Genomic DNA, 24004 nt, shown 5'->3' on the forward strand with positions numbered 1-24004 from the left:
CAATCAGTCAAAAAGTGGCGTGATGTAGTCGTTACCCAGTCGGCCCTGTGGGTCGAGCTGGCTGCGCAGGGCGCGGAAGGCGTCCCACTGCGGATAGATCTCACGCCAGTTGTAGCGTTCTTCATCGTAATATTTGCCCCAGTGCGGGCGTCCGCCCTCTTCGGCCAGCAGTTTTTCCACTTCAGTCAGGAAGTGCAGGCCTTCCTGTGACAGCGAACCATCGTCGGCGTAATAGACCACGAAGCCGAAAAAGCAGGTTGGCTGGTCAGCGGCCGGACTGAGCCAGGCCGATGATGCACCGGTGCAGCGCAGGATAATCGGGTAGTGCATATGCGGACGGTTCTCGGCATACCACTGCTTGATGCGGCGAATGATGGCCGGGGTTTTTGCCAGCGGCACGCCGATTTCCACATTGATCTGCGGCACCGCAATGCCGCGGCAGAAGAGCTGGTAAATGTCACCGGTAACATCGGTGAAATCACGAAAACGGGTGACGGTGCGAAACTGTTTTCCCCCTTTGCCCTCAATCTGCGTATCGCGGTGCATATGTGCCAGCGTCTGGTCGATAGTGTCGTTGAGGCTTTCGTCAACGTCGCCCTCATGTTCCACCACCTGACGACCCTGCGCTTCGTAGCGCTGACGCTCTTCGTCACTCGCCTCATGGGCGTTCCAGACGTGCATCAGGTTGTCATCGACAAACCACCAGGCTTTGCTCAGCGGATAGTCGTTGTTCCAGCGCAGCAGATCCTCTTCAAGGGTATCGGCAGAGACGGCATATTTGTGGCAGGTGAAGATGCTAAACGGCTGGGTACGCAGGGTTACCGCGGTAACAATGCCTAGTGCGCCCAGTGAGACCTGCGCTGCCGGGAAATCAGCTTCGCCACGAACAAATTCGCGCACGCTGCCATCGGCCAGCACCATTCTGATTGCCAGCGCTTCGTCGGCAATCGAACTCTGCTGCAATCCCTGGCCGTGCGTTCCGGTCGCCATCGCGCCCGCCAGCGTCTGAATCGCAATCACGCCTGGCGATGAAGCCAGCATGCGGTTCATTTCGGTCAGGCTGCGATAGACCTGCTCAAGCGGGGTCGCGCCACCAAAGGTAATGCTCTGTTCATCACTGGCAAGCTGGCCGCTCAGGGCGCTGAGATCGAGCAGCACATCGTCATCACTGACATGCAGCATACGACCAGGCGACAGCTTGCTGCCGATCACCCGAATCTGGCCGTGTGACTCCCGGATAAGTCTCTGTAATTCCGCTTCACTGGCGGGACGCTGAACCTGGTGACGGCTGCCGATTTGCGCGTTCTGCGCCCAGTTCCACAGCGCATCATCATCGGGTTCAATATGGGTCTGGCGAAGCGGATAGAGGCGTGCATCTCTGCTCACAACAGCATTCCTTATTATTGCATTTTAGTGACAAGTATCAGTAAGCGTAGACTATGGCTAAGCGCAGCCCGGCCTGCGGGCAATTATTTGCGGATATAGCGTAACGTTGCGGTTACAGCCAGCTGACGATTGCGGCGGATACTCTCTGCTTCGCTGTTGTCCGGGCTGAAAAGGGCGTTGAAGGTGTAGCGGTTTGAGACGTGATGAACGCAGATACTGCTGATCAGGCGATGGACATCGATGGTCTGCACATCGGCAGTGAACACACCCTGTTGCTGACCGCGTGCCAGAATGTCATCCAGCAGATCCAGCGCGCTGCGATTAAGGGCTTTAATCTGCGGCGACTGGGTGATGTAGCGCCCGCGCAACAGGTTCTCACTGCAGACCAGCCGGATAAAATCGGGATGCTCGACATGGTAATCAAAACTGGCTTCCACCAGGCGGGTCATGGCCAGTTCCGGCTCCATCGCCGCCAGGTTCAGGCCGGTTTCATGCTGACGTATCTGCTGATAAACCTGCTCCAGCACGTGGATATAAAGCTGCTCTTTACTGCCAAAGTGATAGACCACCATGCGTTTAGTGGTTTGCGCATGCTCAGCAATCTGCTCCAGCCTGGCACCCTGCATACCAAACTCCGCGAAGGTTTTCAGTGCGCCTGCGATGATGCGTTTTTTCAGCCCTTCAGGGTCATTTTTACGTTTTGTTAGCTCTGACATGGTGCTCAATAAGGTGATTTTGACCGGGGAATGTTAGCACAGTGTTGAGAGGCTGCCCGCAATCGCGGGCGTGGCAGGTGCGGCAACCTGGTACAGCCCGGATGATTACAGGTATAATCCCGGACATTATTTCACGGGTTCAGAGACGACAATGACAAAACTCACCTTGCAAGAGCAGATGCTGAAAGCGGGATTAGTATCCAGCAAAAAAATGGACAAGGTTCAGCGGACAGCGAAGAAATCCAGGGTTCAGGCACGTGAAGCCAGAGCGGCGGTGGAAGATAACAAAAAAGCGCAGCTTGAGCGGGATAAGCAGCTGAACGAGCAGCAGAAGCTGGCTGTGCTGTCTAAAGAGTACAAAGCGCAGGTCAAACAGCTGATCGAAATGAACAAAATTGACGTGGCAAGAGGCAACATCAGCTTCAACTTCACCGACAATAACCTGATCAAAAAGATTATGGTGGATAAGCTGACGCAGACTCAGCTGATCAATGGGCGTCTCGCCATTGCCCGCCTGGCGGCTGACAATAATGGCGAGAGCCAGTACGCCATCATCCCGGCCAGCGTAGCGGATAAAATTGCGCAGCGTGATGCCAGTGCCATCGTATTAAACAGTGCATTAAGTGAAGAAGCACAGGACGAAGATGATCCTTATGCTGATTTCAAAGTGCCCGATGATTTGATGTGGTAACAGCGCGCTGACGCATTCAGAACGGGCTGTCGGCAGAGAGTTGCAGCGTGCTGCCGCTGACAGGATGAACAAACGTCAATCCGCTGGCGTGCAGCATCAGTCTCTCTGCCTGATCTGCGCCAGGCAGCAAAAGCCCGCCGTAGAGATCACAGCCCAGAATCGGGTGCCCCAGTTGCTGACAGTGAATGCGCAGCTGATGGGTGCGCCCGGTTTCCGGCATCAGTTCAACCCGCGTGACCGGCAATCCCTTTCCCTTTTTTTCCTGATAATAACCGCGTTCCATGACCCGGTAGCGTGAGCGCGCAGGTTTCCCCTGGATCGGGCAAATCACCATCCGGGGAAACTGCGCCGGATCTTTCGCTATCGCGGCATCAATAACGCCTTCGTCATCGGCAAGGTGCCCGCACAGCAGCGCCTGATAAGTTTTACGCACGCTGCGCTGGCTGAATTGCTGGCAGAGTGCCGCGTTAATCGTTTTGCTGCGTGCGACGACCATCAGCCCGGAGGTGCCAAAATCGAGCCGATGAACCAGCGTACAGGCAGGAAAAAGCTTCACCAGCCGATGATGCACAGAATCGAGGTTTTGCGGATTTTTGCCTGACAGGCTCAGCAAACCGCTGGGTTTATTGATCACCAGCAGATGGTCGTCCTGAAAGAGGAGGGTTATCTCATCAAAGCAGGGCGGGGCGATAAACGTATCGATAATGGCAGACATCGGGTAACCGGCAGGTAAGTGGCAACGGATCATAACCGATTGGCCGGTCACTGACGATGCCGCGCGCAGCCATTATTCTTCGCTGATCGTTTCCCCGCTTTGCGTGAAGAGTGACTGGCCAGCCTGCTGCGTTTCAAATTTGCCATGGGCAGCAAAAACGGAGCAGACCGTTGCAGCCAGCAGCGTAAGGAGAATGGAAAGTTTCATGGTGACATCCCATCGTGAATTTAAAAGCAAGTCTGACAGGAAGGGCGGCAGAGACAAACAGAACAATCCGGAAAAAAAACATTAAGAACATTTGTTCAGCAAGTTGCGCGATTTTTAGTGATAAATTCGGGCAGTTCTCTCTTTTACGACTACAGTCTCTGGTGAGGTTGTCATCAATTCGTATCTAATGGAGGATTTTCTGTGTTATTTCAAAACGACGAGAAAGGCCACGTCATTATTGGCGAAGCGGCACTAAGCCTTGCCCTGGGTGAAAAAGAAATCAGTATCGCAACACTCTTTACCCAACTGGGTTATATGGCGAAATCTGAAAGCAACGCGGATCGGCTGACGAAAATCGCCGAAGCCAGAAGCTGGCTGAGTAGTTTTGAGTCACCGGCGATTGCTCAACAGCAGGTGCCGTACCTGCAGACGCTTGCAAGCCTGAACGAAGAGCTGAACTAGCAGTAACGGAACTGATGCCAATGGACGTAGTCCGGCTCCGGCCGGAAAACGACGAAGCGGACGACCTCATCGGTTGCGCGAAAGCGTATACCGGCCGGAGAAGCTGTCAGGGACGACAACTCTCTCTCCATCGCTTTCTGTACAGACCGATCGCGATTCTTATTTACCCTCATTTCAAAGCCAGCCGGGATATAAACCGGAATCATCAGGCTCGGGCCAGCTTGTTTCAGCTGTCGTGGCCGATAATATGACCTTCCCTCAGTTTCCGGATGCTCGCCTGACCCTGTCATTCCCGCGTTAACCGCTACGGCTTATTATCTTCTGATTAATCAGATCACTTATTTGTCTGAAGAGGGCTGTTATTTCAGCCAGCCTCAATCAATTAAGGCTGGCTCTATTACGGTCAGACAGAATTAACGCTTCGCTAACCGTTAAAAGCTTTCCCAGCTGGACTCTGCGGATGCATTAACGGGCGCAGCGGGTACTAAACGCGGCGACAGGGCAGGTGCGCCCCGGCTGACGCTGCTTTGTCCGGGAGAGAGACGGAATACGGCCACTGTTTTTTCCAGTTCATCTGCCTGAGATTCCAGTGAGCTGGCTGCGGCGGAGGACTCTTCAACCAGCGCGGCGTTCTGTTGCGTCGTGGTATCCATCTCGGCCATTGCCGTGGCGATCTGAGAAATGCCGCGGTTTTGCTCGTCAGATGCGGCAGCAATTTCACCCATAATATCTTTAACCTGACTGACAGAGCGGACGATGTCATCCATGGTGGTACCGGCGCGTTCCACAAACTCAGAACCATCATGAACCCGATCAAGTGACTCGCGTATCAGCGTTTCAATCTCTTTGGCGGCCAGTGAACTGCGCTGGGCCAGATTTCTGACTTCACCGGCAACCACCGCAAATCCGCGACCCTGTTCTCCGGCTCGTGCCGCTTCGACGGCGGCGTTAAGGGCCAGGATATTGGTCTGGAAGGAGATGCTGTTGATGACGTGAATGATCTCGCCGATTTTGCCCGAACTCTGGCTGATGTTGTTCATGGTTTCGATAACGTCACGGATAATCTCGCCACCGCGTCCGGCATTAACTGACGCGTCTGTCGCCAGCTGACTCGCATGGTGAGCGTTCTCCGCATTCTGTTTCACAGTTGAAGAGAGCTCTTCCATGCTGGCAGCGGTCTGAACCACTGCGGCAGACTGCTGTTCTGTGCGGGATGAAAGATCGGTATTACCTGCCGCGATTTCCGCCGAGGCACGCGCCACGCTGCTGACGCCATCACGCACGTTGGTGATGATGTTCTGCAGGCTGATGTTCATTGCATCTACCGCCTGCATCAGCTGACCTAACTCATCACCACGTGTGGTTTTCAGTGAGGTTGTTAAATCACCGCTGGCAATACGTTGCGCTGCGTTCAGCGTCTCTTTCAATGGCAGCGTAATGTTGCGGGTGATCCGCCAGGCAATCAGCAGACTCAGAACCACACAAATCAGCGCGGCAAAAGCAATGCGCCACTCCGCCTGTTTGATAAATTCAGAGGATAGCTGGGACTGATAGGCAAAGGTATCGGAAACCACCGCATTGAGCCGCTCTGCGGTGGTGGTCAGGCCCGCCGATTCGCTCTTTTCTTTCTCTGTCGCATCGACATAGCGCGTTAAAGCCTGGCGTTGCTGCGTCAGAGTGCTGAGCACATTTCGCGTTACGTCATTAATATTCGGCTGGGCGAAAATATCCAGTTGCTCGCTCAGGGTGTTGATAGCGGTGTATTCTTCAAGAATCGCCTCTCTGCTGGCCTCAGACGGCTTATCGAGAAACGCTTTTTCAACATTGGCCGCATCAAACAGCGCTGCGGCCAGGTGCATGACCGGCAGCGCCGCGTCGGGTGTCAGAGCCATATCGAGTGATTCAAACTGATGCGCAAGCGCAATCAGGGCACCCGGTTTAATAGCATCAAAGGCGCTGCTTGTCGCCTGCGCAGCCGTCACGAATGTCTGGCGCTGATTCTGATAATCGTTAAGTAACTGCCCCATCAGCGCGACTTTCTGCTGGCCCATCTCATCCCATTTGAATCCATCCAGCCGTTTATAAAGGACATCTAACTCCTTCAGGGCCTGAACGTTCTGCGTGGCAAATTTGGGATCTTTGGTGTACTGGTAGAGGGTGCGGTTAAGGCGTGCCTTGCTTAACGTGTTTACCATCTCCACGGTAATCGTGCGCCGGGCGGAATTGTCTTTAATACTGCGAAAACAATCGAAAGCGATAAAAGTAATGGCGAGGGAGGCAGCAATGACGACGATAAAACCGACGCCCAGTTTTTTCCCAATTTTAATATCGGAGATGCGTTGAGCAAGGCCCATAAGGTTCACCTTTAGTGAGATATCAGAAGCAGAGAAGAGGCTGTTAAATAATTCAAAGATGATCTTCTTATCGTCAGTGCCAGACGAAGCTTTAATATTATTTATACTTAATCAATGATCTGATTAATGAGGCTTTCATTATTCTCAAGGGAAACTATCTGCCTGCTAATCTTTGATTTATTTCGCGTAATGTATTGATAATGTTGATTAAAATTATGGTTAAAGTGCCTGCCGCAGTCTTTACATTACCTGAATAAATAGTTATTGATTTTGATCAAATAAGTCCCGGATAAAAGAATCGGTCAGGCGCAGAGGGATGATTTTTCAATAAATACTTATCAATGAAATTATATTTTTATTAATCATCAGAGCCTGGCTGTGCCAATTAATTAACCGCAGTATGACGTTTTCTCGCCTCGCCAATCCTTACCAAACTGCTCATCTCTTCGGTCACAGGATGCCAGCGCCTGTTCAACAGCCTCGCAACGCGCGCCATTGCCATATTCCAGCAAAATATTCCCGGTTTTAGCATTTGTGATCGCCGCCGGTCTTCACTGAGAATGACAACAGAACGTTACGAGGATGATAAAAGCTCTGGAGCCCGCCGCTTATCTGGCTTTCTTTCAGCGCTGACAACAGGTCACGATCGCTTTTCCCTCTGGGGGAACATTTTAAATATCAGGAGAAAGGTTCCGGTGAAATTGATAAAAAGAATGACCCTTTTCACACTCGTGCTCAACGCATCCGTCAGCTTTGCGGCAGAACCCTCAGTGCCTGCTGACAGCAGCATACATGTTAAAGCCGATCCGGCGCTGAAAACGCTGATTCCTGCGGATATCCTCAAGCGTGGCTACATTGTGGCAGGAACAAACCCGAATACGCCGCCAACTACCTTTTATAAAGAAGATAATAAGACGCTGGCCGGTCGCGAAATCGACATCATGAATGCGGTGGGTGAACGTCTGGGTATCGCGGTAGAGTGGCGCGACACGGGCGGCTTCGACAACATCATTCCCGGTCTGAAAACCGGACGTTACGATGTGGCGCTGTCGAACATAAATGCCACACCGACCCGCCTGAAACAGATCGACTTTGTCGGCTACTACAACGCCAGCCTGCTGGGAATTATTTCCCGAAAAGACGCCAGTATCGCCCCGTTTAAATCACTCAGTGACGTCTGCGGCAAAGAGGTCGGCGCCGGTTCCGGTACCACCCAGGTTACGCGGCTGGAAGAAGCCAGTAAAGCCTGTGAGGCCGCAGGTAAACAGCCCATCAAGGTAGCGATATTCCCGGATCGTCCGGCTGGCGTGCAGGCGGTGGTCAGCGGGCGCGTACCGCTGTTCCTGGGTCCCTATGAGGGGCTGCTGTGGCAGGTTAAGGTAATCAAATCGCTGACCATGAGCGGCGAAATCACCGTTAACGATGCACCGGTCTCTGTCGCTTTCCCAAAAGCCTCTCCACTTGAACCTGCCGTGCAGGCCGCGCTGAACTCATTAATCAAAGATGGCAGCTACCGGAAAATCCTCGATAACTGGGGAATCGGATTTGGTGCTGTGACCGAAGCCCGACGCAACGAAGAGATTTTTAAATGAGTGAGATTCAGAACCACACTGACGATCTGAAAATCGTCAGTAAACGCTACTACGGACGCTGGCTGAGTGCGCTGGTGGTGCTGTTGTGCGTGGTGGCGATGGCACATTCGATGATTAACAATCCGCGCTTTGAGTGGGGGATCATCGCAGAAAACTTCACTGCGCCCTCCATTCTGCAGGGGGTGTTAATGACGCTGCAGCTCACCGCCATTTCAGTGGTGCTGGGCTTTGCCTTTGGCACGGTGCTGGCGCTGATGCGTCTCTCATCAAATCCGGTTCTGGTTGCGGTGAGCTGGGCCTACACCTGGTTTTTCCGTGGCGTGCCGATGCTGGTGCAGCTGTTTCTCTGGTACAACATCGCGGCGCTCTATCCCAGAATAGCGCTGTCGATTCCCGGTTTAGGTGAGATCTGGAGTGCACAGTCCAACGCGCTGGTCAGCCCGTTTAGTGCGGCAGTGATCGCGCTGGTCATGCATCAGTCCGCCTATGCCGCAGAAATTGTGCGCGCGGGTATCCAGAGCGTGGGTAATGGGCAGATTGAAGCGGCACGCGCGCTTGGATATCGCCCGGCTCAGATTTTCCGTCATACCGTTTTACCGCAGGCGATGCGCGCCATTATGCCGCCAGCGGGTAACGAGATCATTGGCCAGTTGAAAACCACGGCAGTGGTGTCAGTGATTTCTCTGCAGGATGTGCTGTTTTCGGCGCAGATTATCTATCAGCGCACCTATGAAGTGATCCCGCTGCTGCTGGTCGCCACTCTGTGGTATCTGCTGATGACCTCAGTGCTGTCGGTGGGCCAGTATTACGTGGAGCGTTATTTTGGCCGCGGTGTCACGCGGCGTGAAAAGCGCAGCCTCTGGCCGTCGTTGCCGCGCTTTTCGCTGCCGAAAACCCAAAGGAGTGTGAGCAATGGCTGAAGCAATTGCACTGCGCAGGGTCACCAAGCGCTTCTCTGGCGTAACCATCCTCGACGACGTTAACCTGGATATATCTGCCGGGTCGGTCACGGTGATTCTGGGGCCATCCGGCTCCGGTAAATCCACGCTGCTGCGCTGCATTAATCACCTTGAGAAGCTGGATGGTGGCACCATCCGTATCGGCGGCCAGATGGTGGGATACCGACAAAAAGGCCAGGCGCTGCACGAACTCAACAGCAGTGCCATTGCACGCCAGCGGGCGGAAATCGGCATGGTGTTTCAGCAATTTAACCTGTTCCCGCACCGTACAGTGTTGCAGAACATCACGGATGCGCCGATGCGGGTGAAAAAGCAGAGTCGCCATCAGGCGACCAGCAAAGCACTGGCGCTGCTGAAACAGGTGGGGCTGTCTGGTCGCGAAGATGAGTGGCCGCAAAACCTTTCCGGTGGTCAGCAGCAGCGCGTTGCGATTGCCCGCGCACTGGCGATGGATCCTGGCGTTATGTTGTTTGATGAACCGACCTCGGCGCTTGACCCGGAACTGGTGGGTGAAGTGCTGCAGGTCATTAAACAGCTGGCGCATTCCGGTATCACCATGGTGGTTGTCACCCATGAAATCGGATTTGCCCGCGAGGTCGCCGATAACATCGTCTTTATGGAGAGCGGCAAAATTGTGGCGGCTGGCCCGACGCAGCAGGTACTCGACGATCCGGACAACGGACGCGTCAGAAACTTTATCGCAACGGTGCTCTGAGCACCGTTTCTTTTGTGAAAGCCAGGAAGCAGGATGACGCAAAAACCGGTAATGCACAGCGCCCACTGGGGCGCTTTTCACGCTGAGCGCAGCGGCGATCAACTGCTTATTGAGCCGTTCGGGGGCGATCCCGACCCCAGTCCGCTGTTGCAAAACTTCCGTCATTCACTTAATCACCCGGCACGCGTCGCACGGCCGATGATACGGCGTGGCTGGCTGGAAAACGGGCCTGGCCCGGATCGGCGTCGTGGGGCAGATGAATATGTCGCGGTTAGCTGGGAGGAAGCCAGTCATCGGGTTGCACTGGAGCTTAAGAGGGTCGGTGAGGCTTACGGCCCGGCGGGGATTTTTGGCGGATCTTACGGCTGGTCAAGCGCAGGCCGTTTCCATCACGCCCAAAGTCAGGTGCACCGTTTCCTGAACACCACGCTGGGCGGCTATGTTCGCTCAGTTAACAGCTACAGCTCCGGCGCGGCATCGGTTTTGCTGCCGCATATTGTGGGCGACATGAATGAAGTCGCCCGGCGTGGCGTGAGCTGGGAAGAGATTGCCGGTCACAGCGAGGTGGTGCTGGCGTTTGGCGGGCTGGCGCTGAAAAATGCCCAAGTGGCCAGCGGCGGCCTGAGTGAGCATACCGAGCGCGGTTTTATGCAGCGTGCGGCACAGCGCGGCACCCGTTTTATCTCGGTAAGCCCACTGAAAAGCGATTTGCCAGAGGAAGCACAGGGTGAGTGGCTGGCGCTGCGACCCGGAACGGATGCGGCGTTTATACTCGGCCTGCTGGCGGTATTAATCACCGAAGGGTTAACCGATGAGGCATTTCTGGCGCGCTACTGTGTCGGCTGGCCTCAGATGGTGGCCTACATCCGGGGTGAAGAGGATGGCGTGGTGCGTGACGCGCCCTGGGCGTCCGCGATCTGTGGCGTCAGCAGCGACCTGATCAGGCAGTTCGCCCGACAGCTGCACGGCAAGCGCGTACTGGTTACGGTCGCCCATGCCTTACAACGCGCCGAGCATGGCGAACAACCGGTCTGGCTTGGCCTGGTGCTGGCGGCGGCACTCGGACAGCCCGGGCTGCCCGGCGGCGGCTATACCTATGCACTGGGTGCGCTTGGCCATTATGGCAAACATCACAATCTGGTCAGCTTTCCGTCCCTGCCGCAGGGCAAAAATGGCATCGACCGCTTTATTCCGGTAGCCCGTATTGCCGATATGCTGCTCAATCCCGGCACCAGGTTTGACTACAATGGCCGTCAGCTTACTTATCCTCATATCCGGCTGGCTTACTGGGCGGGCGGCAATCCGTTTCACCACCATCAGGATCTGGCCCGGCTGCGTCAGGCATTTTGCCAGCTGGATACGTTCATCGTGCATGAGAGCGTCTGGACCGCCAGTGCGCGTCATGCTGATATCGTTCTGCCCGCCACCATGACCCTGGAGCGTGAGGATATCGGCGGTGCGCCGACCGATCGCCATTTAATCGCCATGCAGCCAGTGGCACAGCCTTACGCCGAAGCCAGGGACGATTACACGATTTTCCGTGAGCTGGCCCGGCAACTTGGCCGGGAAGAAGCGTTTAGCGAAGGGCGCGATGCGCGAGGCTGGTTGCAGCATCTTTACCATCAGCTACAGGAAAAACTGGCGGCGCATCAGGTGCAGACACCGGATTTTAATCAGTTCTGGCAGCAGGGCATCCTTGAGTTGCCGCAGGTGAAGGATGGTGGACGGATGATCAATGCGTTTCGCGCTGACCCTGATGCTGCACCGCTGCCCACAGCAGGCGGCAAAATTGAGATCTTCTCCGCCACTATCGCCAGCTTTGGTTATGACAACTGTCCCGGCCATCCGGTATGGCGTGAACCCCAGCAAAAACCCAGCGCCGACTACCCATTCTGGCTGATTGCCAATCAGCCCGCGACGCGCCTGCACAGTCAGCTCGATTTTGGTGATTTCAGTCAGAGTGGCAAACGTGGAGGGCGTGAAGTCTGTAGCCTCAACAGCGAGGATGCGGCAGCCCGGGCTATCGCGGATGGCGACATCATTGAGCTTTATAACGATCGGGGCCATGTGCTCGCCAGCGCACGTCTCACCGACACGGTTATGCCTGGCGTGGTACAGCTGCCAACCGGTGCCTGGTACGATCCGGTCGACGCCACTGCCGCCCGTCCGCTTTGTCGTCACGGTAATCCCAATGTGCTGACGCTGGATATCGGGACGTCATCTCTGGCACAGGGATGTAGCGGGCAGATTACGGTGGTGCAGGTGCGTAAATTTGCCGGGGAAGTCACGCCGGTGCAGGCCTTTATTCCCCCGTTATGAGTCGGTTACAGGGCGCTCAGCACTGCGCGGCCCAGCGCCTGCAAATCTGCCGTTGAACGCAGCTCACTGGCTGCCAGCAGATCGGGCGACGACGCCTGCAGCACCAGCTGCAGTTTCCTGTTTACACCCACACTCTCTGCCAGTGACTGCTGGCGCGTGCGGCGCTGATGCAGCTTTGTGCTATCACTCAGCGTCAGCGTGACGTCATGGAAGCGCAGGGCGGGATTGATCGCATCGGGCGGCGCGCTGTTATCGGGAGTACGACGGACGCGGGCGGCCAGCGGCATAATCTGATGATTGAGATCGCCCTCGGCGAAATCCTGCAAACGCAGATCGCCGTAGATCAGCATCGCAGCAATCACATATTCCAGGCTGAAACGCGCTTCAATGCCGTGCGTCGGAACGGATATGGAAGCGGCGATGTCACCGCCTGGCGGGAAGGCGACGGTGATATCGACAATCTGGCTCAGCAGCGCATCAAGAGGTTTGCCGGCTGCCAGCCACTGCTGGCGCAGCATTTGTGCCGCTTCCGCTGCGCTGTGGGTGCCTGCGCAGGTTGGGAAAGGTTTGAACTCCAGTCCGGGCGCGCTAATCCGCCAGGGGCGGCCCCAGTTTTCCAGCAATTTCTCCGGCTGCGCCTGACCCGAACTGCTGGCTGCCAGAAAAGCCTCAATCACACCCGCCTGACGGCCATCTATTCCGGCCAGTGTCAGCAGAGCCGCTGACACCGCACGTTCGGCGGCAAAACCAGCGTGCAGTGGTTTCACCGCCGAACCAAACTGCGCGCGTAGCCCGCTGGCCTGGGTGGCAGCGATCCCCAGCAGGGTCGCGGTTGCATCACTTTCCAGCGCCAGCAAACGCGCCAGTGCCGCCGCCGCTGCCAGGGTGCCCAGCGTTGCCGTGTTGTGATAGCCCAGCGCGTAATGTTGCTGGCTGACAGCCAGTCCCAGGCGACCTGCCATTTCCACACCCGTGACGTAAGCATCCAGAAAACGGTTCAGGCGCTTTGGCTGATATTGCTGCCAGGCGAGCAGGGCGGGCAGGATCACTACGCTGGGGTGACCGCGAAAATCGGCATGAAAATCATCGTAGTCCAGCGCATGTCCGGCATAGCCCAGCAGCAGCGCCTGCGAGCGCACGCTGCCGTCGCGGTAGATTGTGCGCAGTGCCGGTAAGCCGCTATCCGGCACCTCGCCCTGTAACACCGGCCAGCTCACCGCCAGGAAGTCCCGCACACCTTCACGCGCGTGCTGGTGCGCTGTCTCATCCGGCTGACCATAAAGGATATGTTCAGCCAGCATTACGCTCAGGTTCATTGCGGTCGCTCCGGAAAACGGTGTAGTTCGTGGCGAAACGCGATCGGCTGTTCGCCCAGTGATGCGGGATTATCGCTGCTCATAGCGGGTTTCCTTCTGCTGCTGTCTGGCGGCTCAGCCAGGCATCATGTGCCGCCGGGTCCAGTACTTTTTTCATATAGAGGGTGATGTGACCTTTACCGAGATCGCGGGTATGCATCGGCTGGAAGCCACGTTTCAGATACATCTCTTTCAGCCAGGGGTGATGGGTGGCGGTGCCCAGCGAGACCGCAGGGGCATGCAACTGATCGATCAGGATTTCCTGCTCTAACCGATCCTGAACCTGGCGACCAAAATGGTGGCCGGGATAGTCGGGATGCGCGCCAAACCAGCCGATATGCGGCAGCCCAAACGGGCCGGGCAGCGGCCCCCAGGGATAGCGAACGGTCACTGATGAAACCATCTGGTCACGCATGTAGAGCGCATACACGCCATGATTCTGCAGATGGCGTAATGCTGTAGCGCGGTCAGCCGTGGCGGCATCAAATTTAATGCCCAGTGCTTTAACGGGTGCATAGGCGGCATGCATCAGCGCCAGATAAACATCTACCTCATCTTCTCTGACCTGACGAAAATCGAGTTGCATAATATTTCCCGGAAAACTGCCAGGCAGGCAGTTAATTCATTCAGCCAGAATGAGAGATTAACAGTAAAAGCCGGGTCGCTATGTGTGAAAAATAACTAACCTAATGCGGATTTGTGAATATGAAATGGCCGGTTTTTGATTGCTTAAATTGTTATTTGTCGTAGTATTCAGAAAAGAAATTAAATTCCATGAAACGCTATTAACTCACTGTAATAAAAGTCTTTTTCTATTTTATATAATCAGGATGCTGCTGTGTTAGCCATTACATCTCCGCGAGCCTATGCGCATGAGGCGGGCCTGCGCATCCGCGCCGGTCAGTTTATTAAACCCTATGCCACCCATATTCGTATTTTTACCTCTCCTCAGGCGTGGCAGGCGGTTAATCCGGAATTAAGCCAGAGTCTTGAAGAGAATGGCATCCGCTGGCAGCTCGACTATTTAGAGGGCGAATGTACAGAACAGGCCATCGCCAGCTTAAAACACCATACCGAACAGCAGGGCGCAGAACTGCTGCTGGCGATTGGGGGCGGACGCGTGCTGGATGCGGCTAAAGCCGCTGCCAGCCAGTTGCCGGCGGTCACACTGGTTAACTTTGCGACCCAGGCGGCAACCTGCGCGGCCTGGTCACCGATTGCCATCATCTATAACGAGCAAGGCGGCCATCTGCACAGCCAGCCGCTGGGGAAAATGCCGGAGCTGGTGCTGGTGGACAGTGAAGTGATCGCCCGGAGCGATGTGCGCTACCTGAAAGCGGGTATTGTGGATGCGCTGGCCAAATATTATGAATTCCGGCCTTATCAGCAGCACAACCCTGATGATCTGGCTTTGGATCTTAAGGTGATGACCGCGCGGCAGGCGCTGGACACTTTTCGGCAGCAGGGAGACGCCGCGATCCTGGCCTGCCAGCAGCAGCGGGTCACGCCTGAACTGGTCAGAGTCATTGATGCCACTATCGTGCTCGCCGGGCTGGCGAATAGTGTGCGCGACCTGCTGCCGACGCCGGGCTTTGCGCACGCCATTCACAATCGACTGACGCACCTGCCGGAGCTGCATCACTGGCTGCACGGTGAGAAAGTCGGCTTCAGCCTGCTGGTGCAGTCGCTGATGGAACATGACGGTGTCGCGGATGCAGAACTCCTTGCGCTGCTGCGTCACTACGATATGCCGCTGAAGCTGCCGGTGTTACGCGGCGATCGCCATAGCGCGCTGCGCAACCTCGCGCAGCAGATTAAATTCCCCCAGGCTTGCGCAGAACGGCTGCCGTTTAGCGTCTCTGCCCGCGCGCTGGAGCAGGCGCTGCTGGCGACGGACACCCTTTTTTAAGCGCGCGCTGCGGCGCGCCTTTTCACCTTACAGACCAGGAATCGTTCATGAATCATTTCACTCCATCACGTCGCCTGCGGCTCGGCCTGTTTGTTCAACCGGTGGGTCAGCACGTGAGCGGCTGGCGTCTGACTGAACAGCTGGGCGATCCCACTGACATCGACTGGCTGATCACGCTGGCTAAAAAAGCCGAAGCGGGTAAGTTCGACCTGTTCTTTGTGGGTGATGCACTGGCAACCAGCATGTATCGTCTGCCGTCGACCATGGCACGCCTTGAACCGCTGACGATGCTGGCGGCGCTGGCGGTCAACACCAGACGTATTGGCCTGGCCGCAACCGCCTCTACCACCTTCAGCGATCCCTTTACGCTGGCGCGCAGTTTCTCGTCACTGGATCACATCAGCCGTGGCCGGGCCGCGTGGAACGTCGTGACCTCGTTTTCCACTGACGTTGCACGTAACTTCAGCCGCAGCGATATGCCCGACCACGCTTCCCGCTATGCCCGTGCGCGGGAGTTCCTTGAGGTGGCAGACAAATTGTGGCGGGGCTGGGAAGCGGGGGCAGTGCAGCCTGATAAAGCGACCGGGGACTATTTTGTTGATGAGAAGATCAAACCGATCAACCATCAGGGCGAGCATTTTCAGGTACAAGGCCCCCTGAACATCACGCGTTCGCCCCAGGGACGTCCGGTGATTATCGAAGCAGGTTCTTCTGCTGATGGTCAGAAGCTGGCGGCTGAGACAGCGGAAGTGATCTTTACCGCCTCCGCCAGTCTGGAGGAAGCGCAAGCGTTCTATCGCACTCAAAAGGAGCAGGTCATTGCCGCCGGGCGTAACCCGGATCATGTCGTGATCATGCCCGGTGTCATGCCGATTATTGGCCGCACGCGTGAGGAGGCGAAGGCGCTGTGGAAAAAGCTGAATACGCTGGTGGATATCGAGAACGGGCTTCGTCAGCTTTCACTGCGGTTCAGTATGGATCTCAGCCAATATCCACTGGATGGCCCGGTACCGGAGGTTCCGCTGGGCGAAGGTAATCAGAGCCGCGTTAAGCTGATGACCGATATGGCAAAGCGCGAGAATCTGACGCTGCGTGAGCTGGCCGCCGTCGCCGCCGGTTCACGCGGACACCGCGTGATTGTCGGTACCGCTGAAGATATCGCCGACGACTTCCAGCAGTGGCTGGAGCAGGGCGGGGCTGACGGCTTTAACATTATGCCAGCCATTATGCCTGAACAACTGGATCTGTTTGTGGAGCTGGTGATCCCGGAACTGCGTCGTCGCGGACTGTTTCGCGATGAGTATGAGTTTGCTACGCTGCGGGAGAATCTGGGGCTTGAAGTGATAACCGAAGAGAGTTAACAGCCACGGCCATCACGGGAAATATTACCGCAATACTGCATGCAGTTTGCTGGAAAAGGAGATGCGGTTAACTCAGCAGGGAGGCTGGAGCCTGTATTGTGCCGCACTATTTTCCAAAAGCGTTCTGCAAACCCATTCATACCCGATATAGTGCAAATCTATCCCCGGGATGTGAGATCGCTGAATGTCAGAATACAGGTTCTATACCAAAGGCAAATACACTGTTGCACTTGAAAGATCGGACGTAACACGAGCTTTCGATCTGACAGAGCAGGGTTATAAAAAACAGTTCGAGGAAGTTCGTGCCTCAGATGAAAAACAGGCACTCGCACGCTTCGCGGATATCCGCAGGGACAAACGCATCGACCAGCACAACTTTCTGGCGGGCGCGGCCACGATGCCCCTGATTGGCGTATTAACAGCGATTGCTTTCTCTCTCTTCTGGCGAAAAAAAACGGGAAAATAACCCTGTGTTGATTCACTTTGCAGGGGTTTAGCTTAGCCTGATATCAGAATAACCAGGGAGCAGGACGCCGTTCCCTTTTCACCTAAAAGGACTTATCCATGAAAAAGATCATTCCCATTTTCTGCTGTGCCCTGTTAGCCGGTTGTGCGCCTCTCACTCCACACGAATGCATTAAAAAAAGCGCACTCGAAACCTGCAGCTATAACCGTTCAGGAAAAGTCGGGGACAACGATATCTATGGTCAGCAGGCATCTGGCATAAAAAAAGCGCTGGATGCTGCACTATCAGAGCCGCACGCCTGGAAGGGGAAACGCTGTAATGCCCATCTGGATTTCAAAATTGATGGCACCCTGGATAATTTTATTATCAAAGGGGGCGATAAAGATTATTGCAACGCGCTCAAAGTGGCGGCAAAACGCGCCAGATTTCCGGCTTTCACCGACCAGCATGTTTTCGATGTGATGGGATCAGCGCGCTGGAATATGGAAGGACAGCCCTGACACGCATCATGCCTGTTAAATCAGCACACTAAACAGCCCGCAATCGCGGGCTGTCTGGCCTCTCAGCTCACCATTATCAGAACTGATAAGACACGCTGACATTCACGTTACGTGGCTCACCGTAAACGTAGCTGTTCATATAGCTGTAATATTCACGGTCAAAGAGATTATCGACGTTGGCCTGTACGGCAACCTGCTTATTCACCTGATAGCGGGCAAACAACGAGGCCAGCGGGTAGCTGCCCTGATATACCCGTACGGTGTCGCCGCTGGCATTGGTCACGTTTTTAAACACCCGGTTCTGCCAGTTAACTCCGCCACCAACGGTGAGCTCGGGGATCGCGGCTAACTGATAACGGGTGAAAAGCTTGAATGAGGTTTGCGGCTGATAGCTGTTGAACCGGCCACTTTTATCGCGTGCCACATAGCGGGTTGCGCCAAAGGTCAGCTGCAGATTATCGGTCAGCGCGCCATTCAGCTCGAACTCGGCACCTTTACTCACTGCACCTTTGGCGGCGTCATAAGCCTGCTCATTGCCGCTCAGATAAACGCCATCAATTGCCTGTCCAACGTTATCCTGCTCGATGCGGAAAATTGCTACGCTGGCGGTCAGCAGGCCATCGTTCCAGGCGGATTTCAGACCGGTCTCGTAACTTTTACCGGTCACTGGTGAGAGGTAACTGCCGTGAGTATCGCGATAAGTCTGCGGCAGGAAAATGGCGGTGTAGCTGCCATAGGCGGACCAGGTGTCATTAATGTCATACACCAGCCCTGCATAAGGCGTGGTGTTATTTTTAGTCATCTCTCCGCTGCTGCCATGGGTGCTCCATTGGGTATAGCGAGCGCCAATAATCAGCGACAGCGGATCGGCCAGCGACAGACGTGCAGCGCTATAGACTGATTTCTGACGAACAGTGTCATCATCGTTGAGATACCAGCCCTGCCATTCAGGCTCCGCAACGTTACCGGTCCAGCTATTATTGAAAATTCCCATATCGGCGGCAGTGATTTCACCCGCCTCCGCATCGCTGAATCCATCCTGGCTGTATGCGGCATTATGCTGGCGGCTGTAGCTTGCCCCGGCCATCAACAGGTGCTGACGACCCAGCAGTTCAAACGGGCCGCTGGCAAAGCCATCGATTGAATCCATTTTACGCTTGCCGCGATCCATACTGCCATAACCGGTAGTGCCTTCACCGCTCTCCTGATCGGGATTGCCCATCACATAGAGCAGCTTATCGCTGAAGGTATTCTCGGCGTGCGTGCCATTAATATGAATATTCCAGCCGTTATCGAAGTTATGGTCGATATCCGCAAAAACTTTGCGCGAGTTAGTGTTGTAACGCGCCCAGTTAGCTGATGAATTCAGGCTGCGGTCGTAATGTGTCGTGGCGTTGTTACTGTAAAACATCGGCAGGCCGCCCCAGGTTGGATTGCCGGTGTTGTCATCTTCATAGTCGTAGCCCAGTGACAGCGTCGTCTTGTCGGTAAGGTCTGCATCAATCACGCCGTAGATGAATTTTTTGGTTTTTTGATAGCGATCCAGCCAGCTCTCCTGATCGGTATAACCGGTCACCACACGGCCGCGCAGGCTGCCATCGCTATTAAGCGGGGCAGAGAGATCCGCCACGTAGCGCTGCTTGTTCCAGCTGCCATAGCTGGCACTCAGCGTGCCGGTCGCGGTTTTGCTGTCAGCATGTTTACGCACCATATTGATCGAGGCCGAAGGGCTGCCCGCTCCGGTCATCAGGCCGGTCGCACCGCGCACGATTTCAATACGGTCATAGATTGCCGTGTCGGACGCCGCGTCGCCGTAATTCCATGTATCGTTAACCGAGGTCGGAATGCCATCGAAAGTGAAGTTGCTGACTTTGAAGCCGCGTGAATAGTACTCGGAGCGTTCACTGTCGATAAGATTGGTGGAGATACCGGTGGCGTTGGTCAGCACATCATTAACCGATTGCAGATCCTGATCCTGCATTCGCTGCTGCGTCACCACGCTGAGTGACTGAGGCACATCTCGCGGTGTCAGCATTAATTTGGTGCCCGCGCGGGTGGTCTGCACCGCGTAATTCTGCTTACCGCTGTCACTGGTTTCGTCAGGCGTGGCGCTGACCACCATATCCTGCGATGTCTCCTCCGCCGCCAGGGCGGGGTGGAAGAGGGTGTGTATCGCCAGTGTCAGTAATGAGACGCTAAAGCTGTTTCTGAAACCTGATTCCCTGCCACTACGAGCCATAAAATTTTCCATTAAAAATTGGTATTGAGTTAAACCGTTGTGTCTTTGGTTGTTATTTTTTATCCACTCATCTTCTGGAAAAAGACGCTCAGCCAGTTATGAGAACGCCAATGATAATCATTTGCTTTATATATTCTTCAAAGGATTCAATCGAAAGTGTAACTTTATGTTTATTATTTATAATTCAATGTGATAGGGAAATTTAAAGCCTTTTAGTTGCTGGTGTTTATCAGATTTGAAAGCAGAAAAGGGGCATTCAGATGGAATTTCACGGGGCAGTTAAGCGGTTTAATGCGGGTTAAATGACCGGACAGGCATGGATAGCAGCATCGTCATTTGATTACTGGCTGTTAATGCGTATGATTCTCATTCTTTATTCCCTGACGGAGTTCAGCATGAAATCGTTAAGCCCGCGCAAAGCCGCTGTTGCCATGGCAGTTGCCGCTGCCTTTAGCCTGACAGCGTGTCAGGCACCAGCTAAAAAAGCCGATGCGCCTGCCGCTGAAGCCCCAAAACCGGTTAATACCGCAGTGACACAACGCGCTCTGGGTGATGGTCTGTACGAAATGGCTTACTCCCCTGCGTCAAAAGCGTTGTTTGTCGCCAGCGCGCAGGCGTTTAAGGATGTGAACGGCGGCATGATCTATCGTCTCGATCCGGCCACGCTGACGACCAAAGGCGAAACGCATACCGACATGAAAAACTTCGGTACCGCTATCGATGAAAACGGTCAGGTGTTCTACACCACCAACTCACTGGATGGCGCGATCTCCAAAGTGGACGCCCAGAGTGGCAAAGTGCTGCAGCGTCTGGTGTTCCCGGGCAAGATCAGTAAAGAGGGCTATCCGGCGGGTGCGCGTGAAGTCCTGTGGCACGGCAACGAGCTTTATGTCGGTCGCGTAGCCGAACCGGGCTATATCTCCGTCGTGGATACCCGAACGTTTAAGCTGAAAACCGAGATTAAAAACGCCGGGAAATGGGTCACCGGTATCATCTATTCCCCGCTGACTGAGCGCATTTATGCGGCTAACGGCTCGGGTGAAATTCTGGTGATCAATCCACGCAGCCATAAAATCGAGAAGCGCTGGACCGCAGGCGATGGCAAAGAGTATCTGTTCCTGAACATGGCGGAAGATCCTGCTACCGGTCGCCTGTTTGTTACTGACGACTCCAAAGGCAAAGCCACGCTGATCTTTGATGAGCGCACCGGCAAAGTGATCAAGCGCATCGAAGGCGATGCGATGGGCATCAAGTTCAACGCTAAACGCAATGAGCTTTACATCAGCCAGCGCGAATCGAAGAAAGTGCTGCAACTGGATGCCACCACCTACGCGGTGAAAAACAGCTGGTCGTTTGACAAGAACCCAAACAGCCTGCTGATTGGCCCGGACAACAATACGCTCTATGTCACGCTTAAGGCGGAATTCAACAAAGATTCCTCCACCAAAGGCACTGACGAGATTGCCCGTATCGCGCTGCCGTAATCACGCGCTAAAAGCGTCACTCTGCATTGGCAGGGAAGCGATGCGAACAAAGTGAAAGCCCGCTCCGGGAAGCCTGAGCGGGCTTTCTTATTGATAACAACGTCTCACATCATCTCACCCCATAACCAATCCGGTACAGCTCGCAAAACGATGAAGGTTGTGTGGATTCATCACTGACCCGGCTGAACGCTTCTCTCACTTTGCACTAAAAGCACAGGCATCTGAAATCCCCCTGCATCACACTCGATTATCGCTTTACACCTATATAGTATTTAACCTATATTAATAAGGAGATCCCGTGTGGATGATTAAAACGACGGAGAGGTTTGATCGCTGGTTTACCTTGCTTAATGAGAGCGATCGCGCCTGCGTACTGGCAGCATTAATGGTGTTGCGCGAAAAAGGGCCGGGGTTGTCCAGGCCATACGCGGATACGCTAAAAGGCTCTGTTTCTATCAACATGAAAGAGCTGCGTATTCAGAGTCGCGGCGATCCGATAAGGGCTTTCTTTGCTTTTGACCCAAACCGAACGGCGATTGTGCTTTGTGCCGGAAATAAGGTGGGCAATGAAAAGCGTTTTTATCAGGAGATGCTTCCGTTTGCCGATCGGGAATTTACACACTGGCTGAATAGTTTTAAAGATGAGGAGTAACCAGATGGGCAGAACGCTTGAACAGCTTATTGCGGATGAAAAACCGGAAGTCGTTGCCGACGCACAGGCGATGGCGACGGATATCCTGCTCAACATTCACCTTGCCGAGCTGCGCGAGAAAGTGCAGAAAACACAGGTCGAAATGGCAAAGGCGCTGGGCATTACACAGCCTACCGTGGCGGGCATGGAGAAGCCGGGCCGCGACCTGAAGCTCTCCACGCTCAAGCGCTATATCGATGCGGCAGGGGGTAAGCTGCGGCTGGTGGTGGAACTGCCGGACGGCTCGCACTACGGGTTTGAGGTGTAAGCCATTCAGGCGGGGATGTCATGCCGCCGTGACCGAAAACATAAATGCAAAAAGCCCGCTCAGGTTTCCCTGAGCGGGCTTTTCTAATTCTGGCTCCTCTGACTGGACTCGAACCAGTGACATACGGATTAACAGTCCGCCGTTCTACCGACTGAACTACAGAGGAATCGCTTGAACGGGGCGAATATTAGCGGCGCAGATCCCGCTTGTCAAAGCCCTGTTTACTGAATTGCGTTCAGATGCTCGTAAAAGCAGCGGATTGGCGATTTTTACCCGATTCTGCTGGATTTTCAAACTGCCAACAGGATCTCACTTTGCGGGCATTTCTCCGCAGATGTTAGAGGCATGTCAAAGTTTTGTTGTTTGCCGATGTTAAAACAACCGTTTCAGTGCTTTTATGATAAAAATTTCAAAACGTGATTATATGGAATAAATAAACTGCTTATCATCACGGTCGTCATTATCGTCTGAAAGTGAAACGCTATTTTGAAGTTAACTGTTTGCAGATCAAGTGATTGTGAAAAGGAGTGGTCGATCACAAAAATAGTCAGAACCTGAAGTCTTACCTCAAATTTCCCGAAACAGACGCCAGACAGGCTGGGTGAATGTAAAAGATATTTTTCATTCGCGGTCACAGCCGCTGAGCAAGTTAACAAATAAGAAGGGTCCCTATGAACATTAAAAAAACGATTGTCGCCTCACTGTTAGCCTGCATGTTACCTGCCGCGGTTATGGCAAAAGATATCTCAGTTGGCGTCTCCATGGCGCTGTTTGATGACAACTTCCTCACCATTCTGCGTACCTCAATGCAGAAAGAGATGCAGAAAGATGGCGTTAAAGGGCAGGTTGAGGATGCAAAAGGCGACGTTTCACAGCAGTTGCAGCAGGTTCAGAACTTTATCGGTCAGGGTGTTGATGCACTGATCGTCAACCCGGTCGATACCAATGCAGTGAAACCGATTATGGACCAGGCGAGCAAAGCGGGTATCCCGCTGATCTTTGTCAACCGCCGTCCACAGGCTGAGCTGACCGGCAAAATGGCCTATGTCGGGTCCGATTCGGAACTGGCTGGACGCTTACAGATGGAAGCGCTGGCTAAAGCGATGAACGGCAAAGGCAACGTTGCCATCCTGATGGGTGACCTGGCGAATGAAGCGACCCGTGACCGTACCAAAGGTGTGGAAGAGGTTGCGGCTAAATTCCCTGGCATCAAAATTGTTCAGAAACAGACCGCCAAATTTACCCGTAACGATGCGGTAGACGTAGTCAGTAACTGGATGACCGCCGGTGATGAGATCAATGCCATCGCTTCTAACAACGATGAAATGGCGATCGGTGCGCTGCAGGCACTGGGTAAAAATCCGGACAAAATCCTGATCGCTGGCGTCGATGGCACACCCGATGCGCTGCAGATGCTGAAGCAGGGCAAGATGGTCGCCACGGTATTCCAGGATGCGCAGGGCCAGGGTGAAGGTGCGGTGCAGACGGCAATCAAACTGGTGAATGGCGAGAAAGTTCAGAAAGTCATCAATATCCCCTACCAGTTGATTACTAAAGAAAACATGGAACAGTTTACCAAGCGTAACCTGAAATAGTCGTTCCCGACCCAGCTGTA

Annotated in this window: 22 protein-coding genes and 1 tRNA gene; 14 read left to right on the forward strand and 9 right to left on the reverse strand. The window is 54.4% G+C overall.

The window, feature by feature from the left end; genetic code table 11:
• Positions 1-3: 3 nt before the first annotated feature.
• Positions 4-1386, reverse strand: coding sequence for a D-arabinono-1,4-lactone oxidase (locus HFD95_RS11125; protein WP_167430236.1), 1383 nt, complete (start codon positions 1384-1386; stop codon positions 4-6).
• Between the two features lie 83 nt (positions 1387-1469).
• On the reverse strand, positions 1470-2102 hold the full coding sequence (locus HFD95_RS11130; RefSeq protein ID WP_010247970.1) for a TetR family transcriptional regulator: 633 nt from the start codon (positions 2100-2102) through the stop codon (positions 1470-1472).
• 151 nt (positions 2103-2253) lie between these two features.
• Between HFD95_RS11130 and HFD95_RS11135 the strand changes: the two genes are divergently transcribed.
• Positions 2254-2793 carry a DUF2058 domain-containing protein gene (locus tag HFD95_RS11135; RefSeq protein WP_010247968.1) on the forward strand — a complete coding sequence of 180 codons (540 nt, stop codon included), beginning with the start codon at positions 2254-2256 and terminating at the stop codon, positions 2791-2793.
• A 16-nt stretch (positions 2794-2809) separates the two neighbouring features.
• Here HFD95_RS11135 and HFD95_RS11140 read toward each other — a convergent pair whose 3' ends face one another.
• Both HFD95_RS11140 and HFD95_RS22220 read right to left on the reverse strand, forming a co-directional pair.
• Positions 2810-3508 carry an RluA family pseudouridine synthase gene (locus HFD95_RS11140; protein ID WP_167430237.1) on the reverse strand — a complete coding sequence of 233 codons (699 nt, stop codon included), beginning with the start codon at positions 3506-3508 and terminating at the stop codon, positions 2810-2812.
• Between the two features lie 72 nt (positions 3509-3580).
• A complete protein-coding gene (locus tag HFD95_RS22220) occupies positions 3581-3715 on the reverse strand; it encodes a hypothetical protein (RefSeq protein ID WP_022624981.1) in 135 nt (44 codons plus the stop codon).
• A 201-nt stretch (positions 3716-3916) separates the two neighbouring features.
• Here HFD95_RS22220 and HFD95_RS11150 point away from each other — a divergent pair, with 201 nt between their 5' ends.
• Entirely contained in the window at positions 3917-4177 is a 261-nt protein-coding gene (locus HFD95_RS11150) for a hypothetical protein (protein WP_010247965.1), read from the forward strand.
• Between the two features lie 431 nt (positions 4178-4608).
• Here HFD95_RS11150 and HFD95_RS11155 read toward each other — a convergent pair whose 3' ends face one another.
• Complete coding sequence (locus HFD95_RS11155; RefSeq protein ID WP_167430238.1) at positions 4609-6531, reverse strand: methyl-accepting chemotaxis protein; 1923 nt, start codon at positions 6529-6531, stop codon at positions 4609-4611.
• A 713-nt stretch (positions 6532-7244) separates the two neighbouring features.
• On the opposite strand from HFD95_RS11155, the gene HFD95_RS11160 reads away from it, so the two are divergent.
• The 4 genes from HFD95_RS11160 to HFD95_RS11175 are packed head-to-tail and all read left to right on the forward strand — an operon-like array spanning position 7245 to position 12116.
• Positions 7245-8123 (forward strand): ABC transporter substrate-binding protein, encoded by an 879-nt coding sequence (locus tag HFD95_RS11160; RefSeq protein WP_181955262.1) that lies wholly within the window; start codon positions 7245-7247, stop codon positions 8121-8123.
• Positions 8120-9043, forward strand: coding sequence for an amino acid ABC transporter permease (locus tag HFD95_RS11165; RefSeq protein ID WP_010247951.1), 924 nt, complete (start codon positions 8120-8122; stop codon positions 9041-9043). The genes HFD95_RS11160 and HFD95_RS11165 overlap by 4 nt, the downstream gene beginning before the upstream one ends.
• A complete protein-coding gene (locus tag HFD95_RS11170) occupies positions 9036-9797 on the forward strand; it encodes an amino acid ABC transporter ATP-binding protein (RefSeq protein ID WP_167430240.1) in 762 nt (253 codons plus the stop codon). Before HFD95_RS11165 ends, HFD95_RS11170 begins: the two co-directional genes overlap by 8 nt.
• A 33-nt stretch (positions 9798-9830) precedes the next feature.
• Positions 9831-12116 (forward strand): molybdopterin-dependent oxidoreductase, encoded by a 2286-nt coding sequence (locus HFD95_RS11175; RefSeq protein ID WP_167430241.1) that lies wholly within the window; start codon positions 9831-9833, stop codon positions 12114-12116.
• A 5-nt stretch (positions 12117-12121) separates the two neighbouring features.
• Here HFD95_RS11175 and HFD95_RS11180 read toward each other — a convergent pair whose 3' ends face one another.
• Positions 12122-13432 carry an MmgE/PrpD family protein gene (locus HFD95_RS11180; protein WP_167430242.1) on the reverse strand — a complete coding sequence of 437 codons (1311 nt, stop codon included), beginning with the start codon at positions 13430-13432 and terminating at the stop codon, positions 12122-12124.
• Between the two features lie 79 nt (positions 13433-13511).
• A complete protein-coding gene (locus HFD95_RS11185; RefSeq protein WP_033758314.1) occupies positions 13512-14057 on the reverse strand; it encodes an N-acetyltransferase in 546 nt (181 codons plus the stop codon).
• Between the two features lie 252 nt (positions 14058-14309).
• On the opposite strand from HFD95_RS11185, the gene HFD95_RS11190 reads away from it, so the two are divergent.
• From HFD95_RS11190 to HFD95_RS11205, 4 genes are all read left to right on the forward strand, one after another.
• Positions 14310-15380 (forward strand): iron-containing alcohol dehydrogenase family protein, encoded by a 1071-nt coding sequence (locus HFD95_RS11190; RefSeq protein ID WP_033772156.1) that lies wholly within the window; start codon positions 14310-14312, stop codon positions 15378-15380.
• A gap of 47 nt (positions 15381-15427) precedes the next feature.
• The gene (locus HFD95_RS11195; protein ID WP_033772154.1) at positions 15428-16741 is read left to right on the forward strand and encodes an LLM class flavin-dependent oxidoreductase; all 1314 of its coding nucleotides are present in this window, start codon (positions 15428-15430) and stop codon (positions 16739-16741) included.
• A 184-nt stretch (positions 16742-16925) separates the two neighbouring features.
• Positions 16926-17207: a hypothetical protein gene (locus HFD95_RS11200; RefSeq protein ID WP_010247933.1), complete on the forward strand. Its 282-nt coding sequence runs from the start codon at positions 16926-16928 to the stop codon at positions 17205-17207.
• Positions 17208-17305: 98 nt separating this feature from the next.
• Positions 17306-17707, forward strand: a complete 402-nt coding sequence (locus HFD95_RS11205; RefSeq protein ID WP_010247930.1) for a cell envelope integrity TolA C-terminal domain-containing protein — start codon at positions 17306-17308, stop codon at positions 17705-17707.
• 76 nt (positions 17708-17783) lie between these two features.
• Here HFD95_RS11205 and fhuE read toward each other — a convergent pair whose 3' ends face one another.
• Positions 17784-19946, reverse strand: coding sequence for a ferric-rhodotorulic acid/ferric-coprogen receptor FhuE (gene fhuE / locus HFD95_RS11210; protein WP_167430243.1), 2163 nt, complete (start codon positions 19944-19946; stop codon positions 17784-17786).
• A gap of 395 nt (positions 19947-20341) precedes the next feature.
• On the opposite strand from fhuE, the gene HFD95_RS11215 reads away from it, so the two are divergent.
• From HFD95_RS11215 to HFD95_RS11225, 3 genes are all read left to right on the forward strand, one after another.
• A complete protein-coding gene (locus HFD95_RS11215) occupies positions 20342-21430 on the forward strand; it encodes a YncE family protein (protein ID WP_029519619.1) in 1089 nt (362 codons plus the stop codon).
• Between the two features lie 298 nt (positions 21431-21728).
• Complete coding sequence (locus tag HFD95_RS11220; RefSeq protein ID WP_167430244.1) at positions 21729-22082, forward strand: type II toxin-antitoxin system RelE/ParE family toxin; 354 nt, start codon at positions 21729-21731, stop codon at positions 22080-22082.
• 4 nt (positions 22083-22086) lie between these two features.
• A complete protein-coding gene (locus HFD95_RS11225; protein WP_010247918.1) occupies positions 22087-22389 on the forward strand; it encodes a helix-turn-helix domain-containing protein in 303 nt (100 codons plus the stop codon).
• Between the two features lie 90 nt (positions 22390-22479).
• Here HFD95_RS11225 and HFD95_RS11230 read toward each other — a convergent pair.
• A tRNA-Asn gene (locus HFD95_RS11230) sits at positions 22480-22555 on the reverse strand.
• Between the two features lie 505 nt (positions 22556-23060).
• Between HFD95_RS11230 and HFD95_RS11235 the strand changes: the two genes are divergently transcribed.
• The gene (locus HFD95_RS11235; RefSeq protein WP_010247907.1) at positions 23061-23984 is read left to right on the forward strand and encodes a sugar ABC transporter substrate-binding protein; all 924 of its coding nucleotides are present in this window, start codon (positions 23061-23063) and stop codon (positions 23982-23984) included.
• The last annotated feature ends 20 nt before the right edge of the window (positions 23985-24004 follow it).

The sequence above is a fragment of the Pantoea sp. EKM10T genome, from assembly GCF_011800685.1.
GTDB lineage: Bacteria > Pseudomonadota > Gammaproteobacteria > Enterobacterales > Enterobacteriaceae > Pantoea > Pantoea agglomerans.